The sequence below is a fragment of the Citrobacter sp. S55_ASV_140 genome (genome assembly GCF_018919505.1).
GTDB classification, from domain to species: Bacteria; Pseudomonadota; Gammaproteobacteria; order Enterobacterales; family Enterobacteriaceae; genus Citrobacter; species Citrobacter werkmanii.
In genome coordinates this window covers 30,375-43,998 of the sequence record NZ_JAHLQZ010000018.1, presented here as the reverse complement: position 1 = coordinate 43,998, position 13,624 = coordinate 30,375, and the positions used below count along the sequence as shown (strand labels likewise).

At 52.6% G+C, this 13,624-nt stretch carries 11 protein-coding genes, 1 tRNA gene and 2 pseudogenes; 10 read left to right on the top strand and 4 right to left on the bottom strand.

All coding sequences use genetic code 11. From position 1 onward, the window contains the following. Nucleotides 1–1,997: DNA translocase FtsK 4TM domain-containing protein (locus KQJ18_RS05290; RefSeq protein WP_216421609.1), on the bottom strand; the 1,997-nt coding region annotated here is incomplete at its 3' end. A 134-nt stretch (nt 1,998–2,131) separates the two neighbouring features. Further along, on the bottom strand, nt 2,132–2,626 hold the full coding sequence (gene lrp, locus KQJ18_RS05285) for a leucine-responsive transcriptional regulator Lrp (protein ID WP_002439523.1): 495 nt from the start codon (nt 2,624–2,626) through the stop codon (nt 2,132–2,134). 547 nt (nt 2,627–3,173) lie between these two features. On the opposite strand from lrp, the gene trxB reads away from it, so the two are divergent. The 6 genes and pseudogenes from trxB (at nt 3,174) to infA (ending at nt 8,998) form a co-directional block, all read left to right on the top strand. After that, nucleotides 3,174–4,142 (top strand): thioredoxin-disulfide reductase, encoded by a 969-nt coding sequence (trxB, locus tag KQJ18_RS05280; RefSeq protein WP_003831889.1) that lies wholly within the window; start codon nt 3,174–3,176, stop codon nt 4,140–4,142. Nucleotides 4,143–4,256: 114 nt separating this feature from the next. Beyond that, nucleotides 4,257–6,023, top strand: coding sequence for a cysteine/glutathione ABC transporter permease/ATP-binding protein CydD (cydD, locus tag KQJ18_RS05275; protein ID WP_204577929.1), 1,767 nt, complete (start codon nt 4,257–4,259; stop codon nt 6,021–6,023). Further along, nucleotides 6,024–7,745, top strand: coding sequence for a cysteine/glutathione ABC transporter ATP-binding protein/permease CydC (cydC, locus tag KQJ18_RS05270; RefSeq protein ID WP_216421608.1), 1,722 nt, complete (start codon nt 6,024–6,026; stop codon nt 7,743–7,745). 44 nt (nt 7,746–7,789) lie between these two features. Continuing rightward, a complete protein-coding gene (gene aat / locus KQJ18_RS05265) occupies nt 7,790–8,494 on the top strand; it encodes a leucyl/phenylalanyl-tRNA--protein transferase (RefSeq protein ID WP_038639268.1) in 705 nt (234 codons plus the stop codon). Further along, nucleotides 8,495–8,852 (top strand): annotated as a pseudogene (locus KQJ18_RS05260) (hypothetical protein). It abuts the gene before it with no gap. Then, complete coding sequence (gene infA, locus KQJ18_RS05255; RefSeq protein ID WP_002211347.1) at nt 8,780–8,998, top strand: translation initiation factor IF-1; 219 nt, start codon at nt 8,780–8,782, stop codon at nt 8,996–8,998. Before KQJ18_RS05260 ends, infA begins: the two are co-directional and overlap by 73 nt. An 81-nt stretch (nt 8,999–9,079) precedes the next feature. Here infA and KQJ18_RS05250 read toward each other — a convergent pair whose 3' ends face one another. After that, a complete protein-coding gene (locus KQJ18_RS05250; protein WP_069323241.1) occupies nt 9,080–9,991 on the bottom strand; it encodes a LysR family transcriptional regulator in 912 nt (303 codons plus the stop codon). Between the two features lie 108 nt (nt 9,992–10,099). On the opposite strand from KQJ18_RS05250, the gene KQJ18_RS05245 reads away from it, so the two are divergent. From KQJ18_RS05245 to KQJ18_RS05235, 3 genes are all read left to right on the top strand, one after another. Beyond that, nucleotides 10,100–10,960, top strand: coding sequence for a pirin family protein (locus KQJ18_RS05245; protein WP_216421607.1), 861 nt, complete (start codon nt 10,100–10,102; stop codon nt 10,958–10,960). A gap of 16 nt (nt 10,961–10,976) precedes the next feature. Beyond that, nucleotides 10,977–11,654 carry an isochorismatase family protein gene (locus KQJ18_RS05240; RefSeq protein WP_032939929.1) on the top strand — a complete coding sequence of 226 codons (678 nt, stop codon included), beginning with the start codon at nt 10,977–10,979 and terminating at the stop codon, nt 11,652–11,654. Nucleotides 11,655–11,803: 149 nt separating this feature from the next. After that, nucleotides 11,804–11,891, top strand: a tRNA-Ser gene (locus KQJ18_RS05235). 239 nt (nt 11,892–12,130) lie between these two features. On the opposite strand, the pseudogene KQJ18_RS05230 reads toward KQJ18_RS05235, so the two are convergent. Next, nucleotides 12,131–12,801, bottom strand: a pseudogene (locus tag KQJ18_RS05230) (IS3 family transposase); the annotation flags it as partial. A gap of 236 nt (nt 12,802–13,037) precedes the next feature. On the opposite strand from KQJ18_RS05230, the gene KQJ18_RS05225 reads away from it, so the two are divergent. Then, nucleotides 13,038–13,391: a hypothetical protein gene (locus KQJ18_RS05225; RefSeq protein ID WP_216421606.1), complete on the top strand. Its 354-nt coding sequence runs from the start codon at nt 13,038–13,040 to the stop codon at nt 13,389–13,391. Nucleotides 13,392–13,624: the final 233 nt, after the last annotated feature.

Genomic DNA, 13,624 nt, shown 5'->3' with positions numbered 1-13,624 from the left:
GTATCGTCCTGATAATCATCGCCATAACGGTGCTGCTGAGACTGGGCAAACTGACGTGCCAGCTCATCCTGCTGCATTGCATCAATTTCATCATCGCTGTACGCATTGGTATCAAGCTGCTCTTCGCGAGCTTTCTCTTCAGCCATACGCTGTGACGGCAGTTTTATGCCATACGATGCTAACTCCCGACGAGTAGGCACGCGCACACGATTCGGGCGCGGCAGTTGCGGGCCAATCCCTTCTTTCACCTGCGGACGCGGCGCACCGCTACCCGCAAGGCTAAACACAGGTGCTGCGGCAGCGGCACTTGCCCCAGAAGCGGCGCTTTTCACCCCGGCAGCCAGCGGCGCAACGGCAGCAACAGACTCAACGGGCGGAATGGAGGCAGCCGTCGGCATAGATGGCATAGACGGCTTAACACGCTCAGGCTCCTGAGCGGGTTCTGGAATAGGCTGATACCAGGCGGCCAACTGCTCACGCTCGCGCGCCCGTTTCTCTTCGACTTCTTCAAAATAGTAGAGCGGTGGACGAGAGGGTTTCGTCTCCTCAACAACTGGCTCAGGTTCCACTACAGAAGGTTGTTCAACCACCGGTTGCTGGAACGCGGAAGGTTGTTGGAAGCCAGGCTCCTGCTGATAGACCGGTTGCGGCTCAGGCTCCGGCTGATAAACCGGTTCCTGCTGCCCGTTTTGCTGCGAGGTGAATTCCTGCGGCTGCGGCGCGGCGGGTTGCGCATACACCGGTTCAGACGTTTGCGGTGCGTAATATTCCGGCTGAGGATTCTCCTGTGCAACCGGCTGTTGCCATGGTTCATACGGCTGCTGCACCGCAGGCTGAGCATATTCGGCTGACTGCGGATAACCTTCAGGCGCAGGCGCAATCACCGCATCACCGGTTTGCGGGCCAGGCGCGGATTGCCAGGCCACGGCTGGCGTCGATTGTTCCATAACGGTGCTGGTAACTGGCGACGTTTGCAACAGCGGATCAACCGGCGCGCTCCAGGCCTGAGATGCCGTTGTGGCTGCTGCTGCGGCAGCTACCGGCTCTGTCACCGAATGACCGTTCAGCAGTGGATCGAGTTCGTCGTATTCAGGCAATGTTGCCCGATTACCGGAAAACAGCACATCGTTCGGATCGGCGACCACGCCACGGGCGCTGTATTCAATGTCGTCTTCATCATCCATGCGTTTGCCGGAGAACAGCGCAGCATCAGTATGACGGCCCAGCGGATTGGTAAATTTCTCAGCCAGGCGTTTACGGCGCGCTAACGCACCGCGCAGAATTCGAGCCCGACGCGATTCATGGGGTTTACCATCAGCGGCGTCGACAAACTCTTCTTCATCTTCATATTCTTCGTCATCGACCCAGGTATCGTCGCGGCGGGTACGGTTGCTGGCAAATGTCAGGATATTAAGTAACCAGCCACCCAGTTTTTCCGCAATGCTCACCCATGACCAGCCGGTAAACAGCGTTAATCCCGCAGCCCAGATGCACAAAAGCGTAAGCGTACCGCCGCTACTGTGCAGTAATGGCTGCAGCGTAGTGCTGAGCAGGCTGCCAATCACCCCGCCAGAGGCGAAATACCAGATGTCATCGGCGTTAATAGCGGCCAGCCCGCAGGAGGTGAGGATCAGGGCCAGAACGCCAATAATGCGCAATGAAACAGCAAAATAATCGACGTATTCGTCGCTGGCCTGGTGTCGCCAGGCAAACCAGCAGCCGCCGACAATAATGACCGGAATGGTGTAGGCCATGACGCCAAAAATAAAGAACAGCGTGTCCGCCAGCCATGCACCGGGAATGCCTCCCAGGTTATGGATAGGTTCATGCCATGCGGTTTGCGACCAACTGGGATCCGAAGGGTTAAAGCTGAGTAAGGCAGCCATCAACCAGACGGCAAAAAGGGCAATAAGGATCAGTAGCGCTTCCAGAAGTCGGCGCCCGCTGCTTAACTTCGTCAATGTGACGTCTTTGTCTTCAGTGTATTCCTGGCTCAAAAACGGCTCTCCAGGTTTCAGGCTTTTCCTGCCCGATGCTAAAACGGACAACAGCACCGGGTTGCCCCGGCACTGTTGCTGTATGGATTAACAGGAGTGTAATCAAACTGCGTCGATTTTGCACCTGTTCCGTGTTAGCGCGTCTTAATTACCAGACGATTGCTCTGTTTGACTTCTTCCATTACTACATAAGTACGTGTGTCATTTACGCCAGGCAGACGCAGCAGGGTTTCCCCCAGCAGCTTACGGTATGCTGACATATCCGGTACGCGTGTTTTCAGCAAATAGTCGAAATCACCGGAAACTAAATGACACTCTTGAATTTCTTCAAGTTTTTGTACTGCAGAGTTAAATTGTTCAAACACATCCGGGGCGCCACGATTCAGAGTTATCTCAACAAAAACCAGAAGTGATGCATCCAGATAATGTGGGTTTAACAGCGCTGTATAGCCCTGAATGAAACCCTGCCTTTCCAACCGACGCACACGCTCAAGGCAGGGCGTCGGTGAAAGTCCCACACGTTTAGAAAGCTCGACGTTAGAAATACGCCCATCCTTTTGCAGCTCATTAAGAATGTTACGATCAATACGGTCGAGATCTTTGCCAGGGCGCTTCTTACTATCTACCATTATTATTGTCTCTCTGTATTCCTTCCCTACTCCTGCCTGACTCTACTAACATCACTGTTCAGAGTCGCTCCCCATCAAAATAAACCGCAGCCCAGAGGGATTTACGGCTTGCAATGTCTGGGTTTATGGTGAGAAGACCGTTGCCTGTCGGCGGCTATCGACATCACGAATGGCATCTGTCCACACCATGCGTAGATTTCGCTAACACGGTAAACATGGTATCTACATGCATGATTATGCAGCACATACATGACACAGTTTTTTTCTTCCTTGAATGTTTTCGCAAAACAGCAGGGGATTGTCAAAGCAAAACATCGATTTTTAGTACAACATGCCAGTTATTCAGTCGCAGTGATGGAAATTCGTCATTTTATCACCTTATAACTGACCGATTTTAAGTAGAAATCGTTATAGTATTACGACTCAATCTGTCGTTCATCGGTTTCCGCTATTACACATATTGTTAACAAAATCGCCATACTCTTTTTTTACGCCTGTAAATTCCCTACAATCCTGCTCATTGCCTGCCAACAACTATGGGGATCTCATGGGCGCAACCAAACACAGTAAACTTCTTATTCTGGGCTCAGGCCCTGCGGGATATACCGCTGCGGTCTACGCTGCACGCGCTAACCTGCAACCGGTACTGATTACCGGTATGGAAAAAGGTGGTCAGTTGACCACAACAACAGAAGTGGAAAACTGGCCTGGCGATCCGCACGATCTTACTGGCCCATTGCTGATGGAACGTATGCACGAACATGCGACCAAATTTGAGACAGAAATCATTTTTGATCACATCAGCAAAGTTGATCTGCAAAACCGCCCTTTCCGTCTGACCGGCGACAGCGGTGAATACACCTGTGACGCATTGATCATCGCCACTGGCGCGTCCGCACGCTACCTGGGCTTGCCTTCAGAGGAAGCATTTAAAGGCCGCGGCGTTTCCGCTTGCGCCACCTGCGACGGTTTCTTCTACCGTAACCAAAAAGTTGCGGTGATCGGCGGTGGCAATACCGCTGTAGAAGAAGCGTTGTATCTCGCGAATATCGCGTCTGAAGTACATTTGATTCACCGTCGCGACAGCTTCCGTGCTGAGAAAATTCTTATCAAGCGGTTGATGGATAAAGTGGAAAACGGCAACATCGTGCTGCATACGCACCGTACGCTGGAAGAAGTGACTGGCGATCAAATGGGCGTAACCGGACTGCGTCTGCGCGATACGCAAAATACTGACAACGTTGAATCACTTGACGTTGCGGGATTGTTTGTCGCCATCGGTCACAGCCCGAATACCGCCATTTTCGACGGTCAGCTCGAACTGGAAAACGGCTACATCAAAGTTCAGTCCGGTATTCACGGCAATGCGACGCAAACCAGCATTCCAGGCGTCTTCGCAGCGGGTGACGTGATGGACCATATTTATCGCCAGGCGATCACTTCTGCTGGCACGGGTTGTATGGCTGCGCTTGACGCAGAACGTTATCTCGACGGTCTGGCAGACGCTTGCAAATAAGTTTTACAAATCAGTAACAAAAGTAAAAAAGGCGACTATAAGTCGCCTTTATTTTTGCCTCGTTGTAACATTGTCCTGCCCAAAAATTCCAATAACTCACCTGCTAAGCGTGCAATGAATAAAACCCGTCAAAAAGAGCTGACCCGCTGGTTAAAACAGCAAAGTGTAATATCCCAACGATGGCTGAACATTTCACGCCTGCTGGGATTCGTGAGCGGCCTGTTAATTGTCGCTCAGGCCTGGCTCATGGCCCGAATTCTGGACCATATGATCATGGGCAATATCCCCCGGGAAGCGCTTCTGCTCCCTTTCATCGTGCTGATTTTGGTTTTCATCCTGCGCGCATGGGTCGTCTGGTTGCGCGAACGCGTCGGGTTTCACGCCGGGCAACATATTCGCTTTGAGATTCGTCGCCAGGTTCTCGATCGCCTGCAACAGGCGGGTCCGGCCTGGATACAGGGTAAACCAGCCGGGAGCTGGGCGACCCTGATCCTCGAGCAGATTGACGATATGCATGACTACTATGCGCGTTATCTGCCGCAAATGGCGCTGGCCGTATGCGTTCCCCTGTTGATTGTGGCGGCCGTTTTTCCGTCAAACTGGGTAGCCGCTCTTATTCTGCTCGGAACCGCCCCGCTAATCCCTCTGTTTATGGCGATGGTCGGTATGGGCGCAGCCGACGCTAACCGCCGCAACTTTCAGGCGCTTGCCCGACTAAGCGGTCATTTTCTCGATCGCCTCCGGGGTATGGAAACGCTGAGAATATTTGGCCGCGGTGAAGCCGAAACAGAAAGTATTCGCGCAGCATCACAGGATTTCCGCCAGCGCACGATGGAAGTCCTGCGCCTGGCATTCCTGTCATCCGGGGTCCTCGAGTTCTTTACGTCGTTGTCTATCGCTCTGGTCGCGGTTTACTTCGGTTTTTCCTACCTCGGCGAGCTCGACTTCGGCCACTACGGTATGGGCGTCACGCTGGCGTCCGGTTTCCTGGCGCTCATTCTGGCACCGGAGTTTTTCCAACCCCTGCGCGATCTCGGGACGTTTTATCACGCCAAAGCGCAAGCCGTTGGAGCAGCAGACAGTCTGAAAACCTTTATGGAAACCCCGCTGGCGCACCCTGAGCGTGGTGAGATTGAGCTGGCGACGAAAGATGCCGTTTCAATTGAGGCTGCAGGTCTGGTCATCACCTCGCCGGAAGGCAAAGTGCTTGCGGGACCGCTCAACTTTACCCTGGCAGCAGGTCAACGTGCGGTAGTGGTAGGACGTAGCGGATCCGGAAAAAGTTCGCTGCTGAATGTTCTGTCCGGCTTTCTTTCTTATCAAGGGTCGCTGCGGATTAACGGTTTTGAACTACGCGACCTGTCGCCTGATTCCTGGCGCAAACAGCTATCGTGGGTTGGGCAAAACCCGCAGCTTCCTGCCGCCACGTTACGCGAAAACGTACTGCTGGCACGGCCCGATGCCAGTGAAGAACAGCTTCAGGCCGCACTCGACAGCGCCTGGGTGAGCGAGTTTTTACCGCTGCTGCCGCAGGGCGTAGATACGCCAGTCGGCGATCAGGCGGCCCGACTTTCTGTTGGCCAAGCGCAGCGCGTGGCCGTGGCGCGCGCGTTACTTAATCCGTGTCAGTTGCTTCTGCTGGACGAACCCGCAGCCAGCCTTGATGCCCACAGTGAACAACGCGTGATGCAGGCATTGAACGCAGCATCGCGCCGCCAGACCACGCTGATGGTGACGCACCAGCTTGAAGATCTTGCCGACTGGGACGCTATCTGGGTCATGCAGGATGGTCAGATCGTTGAACAAGGTAGCTGGGCTGAACTTAGGGCTGCCGACGGTGCTTTTGCAACACTACTGGCTCATCGTCAGGAGGATATCTAAATGCGCGCTTTGCTACCCTATCTGACGCTGTATAAACGTCACAAATGGATGTTAACGCTGGGCATCGTTCTGGCGATCGTTACGCTGCTGGCCAGTATTGGCTTGCTGACGCTCTCAGGTTGGTTCCTGTCTGCTTCTGCGGTGGTGGGCGTCACTGGAATTTACAGTTTTAACTATATGCTCCCCGCCGCGGGCGTACGTGGTGCGGCAATCACCCGAACCGCAGGCCGTTATTTCGAGCGCCTGGTCAGTCACGACGCCACGTTCCGAGTGCTGCAACACCTGCGGATTTATACCTTCAGCAAGCTGCTACCGCTCTCCCCTGCTGGCCTGTCCCGCTATAGACAAGGTGAATTACTTAACCGCGTCGTCGCTGATGTCGACACGCTCGATCATCTTTATTTACGCGTTCTGTCTCCGCTGGTGGGGGCGTTTGTCGTTATCATGGTGGTCACGCTGGGACTGAGCGTTCTCGATTTCACGCTGGCTGTCACCCTCGGCGGTATTATGCTGCTGACCTTATTCATTCTGCCCCCACTCTTTTATCAGGCCGGTAAAAGTACCGGGCAAAACCTGACGCATTTGCGTGGGCAATATCGTCAGCAAGTAACCTCCTGGCTGCAGGGCCAGGCTGAACTAACTATCTTCGGCGCCAGTGAACGCTACCGCGCTCAAATGGAAGCCACCGAATTGCAGTGGCATGAAGCGCAGCGACGTCAGTCCGAATTAACGGCACTGTCGCAGGCGATCATGCTGTTAATCGGCGCGCTGGCGGTGATTATGATGTTATGGATGGCCTCAGGCGACGTGGGCGGAAATACCCAGCCAGGCGCGCTAATCGCGCTGTTTGTCTTCTGTGCGCTGGCTGCGTTTGAGGCATTAGCGCCTGTCACCGGCGCGTTTCAGCATCTCGGCCAGGTTATCGCCTCTGCATTACGCATCACCGAACTGACCGAACAGCAGCCAGAAGTCACCTTCCCGGATACCGAATCTCCGGTTTCTGAGCAGCTCACTCTTACCCTGCGTGAGGTCTCATTCAGCTATCCGGGGCAGACGCAAAAAGCACTCGACACCCTTTCTTTACTGGCAAAACCCGGTGAGCACATCGCTATTTTAGGTCGCACCGGCTGCGGAAAGTCAACGTTGCTGCAATTGCTGACCCGCGCATGGGATCCACAAAGTGGCGAAATCCTGATTAACGATCGACCGCTTTCAGCCCTGAATGAAGCCACGTTGCGCCAAATCATCAGCGTCGTGCCACAGCGCGTACATCTGTTTAGCGCTACGCTTCGCGATAACCTGCTGCTGGCAGCTCCGCACGCCGGCGATGAAGCATTATCCGCGATCCTGCGCCGCGTCGGTCTGGAAAAACTGCTTGAAGACGATGGGCTCAACGCCTGGTTGGGAGAAGGCGGTCGTCAGCTTTCCGGCGGCGAGCTCCGCCGTCTGGCTATCGCCCGCGCCTTGCTGCATGATGCCCCGCTGATGCTGCTGGATGAGCCTACCGAAGGGCTTGATGCCACAACAGAAAGCCAAATGCTTGAATTAATTGGCGATGTGATGCGGGATAAAACCGTGCTGATGGTCACACATCGTCTGCGCGGATTGTCGCGTTTTGATCAAATAATAGTGATGGACAACGGACAAATTATTGAGCAAGGTAATCACGCAGATCTGTTAGCCAGGCAGGGGCGTTATTACCAGTTTAAGCAACGTCTGTAAGCTATTATTGAACGATCAAACTCGCGTAGTGGAGTTTCACTGTCATGCGCCTGGTGCAACTGTCCCGCCATTCTATAGCCTTCCCATCACCGGAAGGCGCTTTACGCGAGCCTAACGGTTTACTGGCGCTGGGAGGCGATCTTAGCCCTGCCCGCCTGTTGATGGCCTACCAGCGCGGTATTTTCCCGTGGTTTTCTCCCGGTGACCCTATTCTCTGGTGGTCACCCGATCCGCGCGCCATTCTTTGGCCTGAGAACTTTCACCTCAGTCGCAGCATGAAACGCTTTCATAAAAATTCACCTTATCGTGTGACGCTCAACTACGCGTTCGGTCAGGTGATTGAAGGCTGTGCGAACGATCGGGAAGAAGGCACCTGGATCACACACGATGTGGTGGACGCTTACCATCGGCTGCACGAACTGGGACATGCGCACTCAATTGAAGTATGGCGACAAAATGAATTAGTCGGCGGCATGTATGGCGTAGCGCAAGGTACGCTGTTTTGTGGCGAATCAATGTTCAGTCGTCAGGAAAATGCGTCCAAGACCGCACTACTTGTTTTTTGCGCGGAATTTATCCGTCAGGGCGGAAAATTAATCGACTGCCAGGTGTTAAATAGCCACACAGCATCCCTGGGCGCCATCGAAACCCCGCGACGGGAGTACCTTGAGCAGCTGAGCAGACTGCGTCAGCAGCGGCTACCGAGCCATTTCTGGATACCAAGGACGTTATTTTCGCCTCAGGGGTGAATGTTTTCGGCACATTTTTTGTCGGGGTGTTATAATTGTGCCGCAGAGTTGGTTTAGCCCATTACCCCGCCGCCGTTAAGGAACAGTTCGCGCCAGGCAACGCCTATCGTTTATCTCCTCGTTCCCTTATACGTTGCGCTTTACGTGCAGCTTTGCCGTGGGTGGTCAGAGTAATGCGCCAAACCCGATTTGCTGTGTTTTAAACGCACAAATCTTTACTTATTAAAAGAACTTCGGCATTATCTTGCCGGTTCAAATTACGGTAGTGATACCCCAGAGGATTAGATGGCCAAAGAAGACAATATTGAAATGCAGGGTACCGTTCTCGATACGTTACCTAATACCATGTTCCGCGTAGAGTTAGAAAACGGTCACGTGGTTACTGCACACATCTCCGGTAAAATGCGCAAAAACTATATCCGCATCCTGACGGGCGACAAAGTGACTGTTGAGCTGACCCCGTACGACCTGAGCAAAGGCCGCATTGTCTTCCGTAGTCGCTGATTGTTTTCACGCCACCATGATGGCGTCCAGATAATAAAAGGTCGGTTTAACCGGCCTTTTTTATAGGCTGAGGATCTGTATTTAATCCTCAATCATCCGGGCATATTCTTCTGTTAAGAAATCCACCAGGGCGCGTACCGAGGGCAGTAATCCCCGACGAGACGGAAAGACTGCGTGAATAATTTCCCGCTTGGGCTCCCAACCGTCGAGCAATGCCACCAGCTCACCCGCCGCTAATTGCTCTTTCACCATCAGTTGCGGAAGTTGTACAACCCCCACGCCGGCAATCGCGGCTTCACGTAACGCCAGCATATCAGTGGTGATCATTCGCGGCGTGAAATGCACCTCCGCCCGTGCGCCCTGTGGGCCGAATAACTCCCAGCGATGCACATGTTTACCCGATGCCAGACTCAGGCCCGGCCAACGGGTCAATTCCGCCGGGGAGTTAACCGCGCCCATTTGTTCAATTAATCGCGGGCTGGCATATAACCGGTGTCCCCTGTCTGCAAGTACCCGCATCACCAGGTCACTATCCTCAAATGGACGAGGTCTGACGCGAATCGCCACGTCCAGACCTTCACCGATAACATCAACGCGACGGTTCGTCGCCTCAAGCTGCACGGATACATCGGGATAACGCGCCATAAATCGGGCAAGCATTGGCCCAATATGCACATGCAACAAGGTGACCGGACAAGTCAGCTTCACAACGCCACGCGGCTCAACCTGTAAAGCCGCAATGGCATCCTGAGCCGCCTGCGCTTCCACCAGCATCGCCTTACAGTGCTCGTAAAAGGTTTGTCCGACTTCAGTCACGTTAAACTGCCGGGTGGTTCGCTGAATAAGTCGAACCCCCAACCTCTCTTCAAGTTGCGCAATACGTCGGCTCAGTTTTGATTTCGGTTCATCAAGCGCACGTCCCGCCGCCGCGAAACCACCTTCCTCTACGACATGTACAAACCAGGCAAAATCATTGAGATCCGGCTTTGTCATTTTATTGTCCTATTTATGAGACAGTGAAGACCATTTTAGCGACTACTCAATTCGCTGTCATGAATATAAGCTTATTCACATCAAGATAACGCCACTGAGGAGACACAAATGAAACAAGTAACAGGCGTCTACACCGCACCTCGCCCGCACTGGGTTGGCGATGGATTTCCGGTTCGCTCAATGTTCTCTTACCAGTCTCATGCAGAGCAGTTAAGTCCATTCCTGCTGCTGGATTACGCCGGTCCGCATACGTTCACACCGGGTAACGAAAAGCGCGGCGTCGGCGAACACCCTCACCGTGGTTTTGAAACGGTGACCATCGTTTACAGCGGTGAAGTTGAACATCGTGATTCAACCGGTCGCGGCGGCATTATCGGTCCCGGCGACGTGCAGTGGATGACCGCAGGTGCAGGAATTTTGCACGAAGAGTTCCATTCACCGGAATTTACCCGTCGGGGCGGCGAACTGGAAATGGTACAGCTGTGGGTCAACCTGCCGGCAAAAGACAAAATGGCCGCGCCGGGTTATCAGAGCATCACCAGCGATGTTATCCCAACGGTTGCGATGCCTGATGAAGCAGGAAGCGTTCGCGTTATTGCGGGTAGCTACGAGGAAACCAAAGGGCCTGCACATACTTTTTCGCCGCTGAACGTCTGGGATATGCGACTGCAACGTAATCATCAGCTCACGTTGTCTCAGCATGAAGGATGGAGCACCGCGCTGGTGGTATTGAAAGGCAATATCACCGTAAACGGCACCACGCCAGCCAGCGAAGCGCAACTGGTGGTGCTAAGCCAGCAGGGGAAAACGCTGCACATTGAAGCCACCAGCGATGCCATCGTGCTGCTGCTGTCTGGCGAACCGTTGAACGAGCCCATTGTAGGTTACGGCCCGTTTGTCATGAACACGAAACAAGAAATCGCTGAAGCCGTACGCGATTTTAACTCCGGCCGTTTTGGCCAAATCTGAATCGAAGGAGAAGAATATGTCCAGTCCTGCAAACTTTAATGGTTCACGTCCGGTCATCGATGTGAATGATTCCGTCATGCTGCTTATCGACCATCAGAGCGGGCTTTTCCAGACCGTCGGCGATATGCCAATGCCAGAGCTGCGTGCGCGTGCTGCTGCGCTGGCTAAAATGGCCACCCTGGCGAAAATGCCGGTGATTACCACGGCGTCTGTACCGCAGGGACCTAATGGCCCGCTGATCCCTGAGATCCATGCCAATGCGCCTCACGCCCAATACGTGGCGCGTAAAGGCGAAATCAACGCCTGGGATAACGAAGACTTCGTTAAAGCGGTAAAAGCAACAGGTCGTAAGACGCTGATTATCGCCGGTACGATCACCAGCGTCTGCATGGCTTTCCCGGCCATCAGCGCAGTGGCTGAAGGTTATAAGGTCTTCGCCGTAATCGACGCCTCCGGCACCTACAGCAAAATGGCGCAGGAAATTACCCTGGCACGCGTGGTTCAGGCTGGCGTCGTGCCGATGGATACCGCTGCCGTCGCTTCTGAAATTCAGGGGACATGGAACCGTGAAGACGCCGCTGAATGGGCTGAAGTGTATACCAAAGTCTTCCCGGCGTATCAGTTGCTGATAGAAAGCTACAGCAAAGCCCAGGAAGTCGTGACCAACGGCGAAAAACTGGACTCTCAGCGTTAATTATATCCTCCGCGCCAGTCCGGGCGGAGAAATATGTACACTGCGTAACCAAACAACAGTGAACCTGTAAATTCTGCTTGACCGTTTTAGCGCAACTCCCTATAGTAGCGCCCCGTTGCCCCCCAAGCGGTCAGGCAGCAATACAATATGGTGAGGTGTCCGAGTGGCTGAAGGAGCACGCCTGGAAAGTGTGTATACGGCAACGTATCGGGGGTTCGAATCCCCCCCTCACCGCCATATTTTAAGAAGAGCTCGTGCGCAAGTACGGGCTTTTTTTTCGCATATTGCACGCCTGCGGGGGGATGAGAAGCCCCGACCGGGGTTCGACTGCTGGCGCAGCCAGCTGGACAGACCGGGAGCATCGCGAACGGGCTGCCCCGAAGGGGCGAGCAAAGCGAGTCAATCCCCCACTCCATATTTGATATAAAATCAATTCCTTACAACGCAAAATTGGTTTTATCCTGCATAAAATGTGACTAGTCCTGATATAGGTTGACAGTTTTCTGTCTGTAAAATGACTGATGAGCATCATCAGGCATTTTGTATCTCAGGGCCAGATGTGGCCGCTCATGGTTATAAATTGCCACGGATTCTTTTACCATTTCCCGGGCCTGCACCAGGTCTGTTGGGCGCGAGAGTAAAATTTCATTTTTCAGGATCCTGTTTACCCGCTCAGCCAGCGCATTATGGTAGCAGTCATAACCATCGGTCATTGAACAGGTTATTCCGATTCTTTCATGGACTGACTTATAAAGTAGCTACAGTATTGCACTCCTCTGTCAGAGTGATGTACAAGCGGACCTGTCGTTTTTCTTCGCCTCAGCGCCTGTCTGAACGCTTTAACCAAGTTTTCTGTCTGCAGGTTTTCCCCGATATGGTAACCCATGATTTTTCTGGAGCTGGCATCGGTGACCAGACTCAGATAGGCCGTGCCGCTGCGTAGTGCAAGATAAGTAATATCGGCAACCCAGACCTGCTCAGGATCAAGAGCGGTAACCTGTTCAGGTCTGGGTTTCAGCAGGTTAAATAGACGGTCCCACCCGATATTCAGCGTTTTATCGGTCTGAGTGTTCAGCAGATAGTGCAGTTTACGCGTACCGATTCGCGGCTGACGACACCTGATGCGTGCAACAAACTCAAAAACCTGAGTATGATGTTCCTGCTAACTTTACGCGATCATCAAATCGCGGAGGCGAAGACAGTTTATACAACCTTCAGTGATCTTCCACTTGGGATCGTTATTGATATCAGAAACTTTACGGTATCTGTTCTTTCTGAACCACAGCCAGAGAAAAGCAACAGCCAGTTGTAGCGGCATCTGAACTATACCAAAGGCTAGCAGTAAAATCTTACCGTGATCCCAACAAGGTAAGTAAGGCTGGTATGGCTGGAGAAAAATCTCCTGTTCTGGTTGCCCCTGCACCTCATACACGCAATAAATTGAAAACCGCATCCTCTTTAACTACCAGAGCGATTAAGTGCACTCTTGTTAACAGTAAGAAGAAACTGGTTAAATCACGTCAGGATAGGATTTTCAAACGTTTCACCATTCTTGCGGTTAAATACATAAAAAAGAAATTCGTCTGGGCCAAGAAGAAGCCTGTGACTTCTGATATTGAACACGATATGCGTATTGCTGACAAATACGTGTTTGATGAAGTGCTGAGTATCTATGTACCACCAGACGAGTTTGAAAAACGCGTCAAAAAGAGAATAGGAACAAGGATAAAATTATAAGAAGGGAAATGTTAGTGCCAAATATTCACCTTGACGAATCTGGAAACACTGCCTCAACTTATTAGAAGTTAATCAGCCTGTCTTTTCGTTAGCAAGTTGTTCTTTTTCAGATAATAATGCCCTTAATCTTATAGGATCACTCAATTCTCGATCATCACTGGAAGTTCATTTTAAAAGTCTGAAGCACAGAAAAAATAGACAAGATGCAATAATAATAAAATATGGCCAACCAT

Bases quoted from the DNA above. Each gene is read 5' to 3' on its own strand.
- trxB (WP_003831889.1), top strand. From the start codon at position 3,174: ATGGGCGCAACCAAACACAGTAAACTTCTTATTCTGGGCTCAGGCCCT.
- infA (WP_002211347.1), top strand. From the start codon at position 8,780: ATGGCCAAAGAAGACAATATTGAAATGCAGGGTACCGTTCTCGATACG.
- KQJ18_RS05245 (WP_216421607.1), top strand. From the start codon at position 10,100: ATGAAACAAGTAACAGGCGTCTACACCGCACCTCGCCCGCACTGGGTT.
- KQJ18_RS05250 (WP_069323241.1), bottom strand. From the start codon at position 9,991: ATGACAAAGCCGGATCTCAATGATTTTGCCTGGTTTGTACATGTCGTA.
- KQJ18_RS05240 (WP_032939929.1), top strand. From the start codon at position 10,977: ATGTCCAGTCCTGCAAACTTTAATGGTTCACGTCCGGTCATCGATGTG.
- aat (WP_038639268.1), top strand. From the start codon at position 7,790: ATGCGCCTGGTGCAACTGTCCCGCCATTCTATAGCCTTCCCATCACCG.
- KQJ18_RS05225 (WP_216421606.1), top strand. From the start codon at position 13,038: ATGGCTGGAGAAAAATCTCCTGTTCTGGTTGCCCCTGCACCTCATACA.
- cydC (WP_216421608.1), top strand. From the start codon at position 6,024: ATGCGCGCTTTGCTACCCTATCTGACGCTGTATAAACGTCACAAATGG.
- cydD (WP_204577929.1), top strand. From the start codon at position 4,257: ATGAATAAAACCCGTCAAAAAGAGCTGACCCGCTGGTTAAAACAGCAA.
- lrp (WP_002439523.1), bottom strand. From the start codon at position 2,626: ATGGTAGATAGTAAGAAGCGCCCTGGCAAAGATCTCGACCGTATTGAT.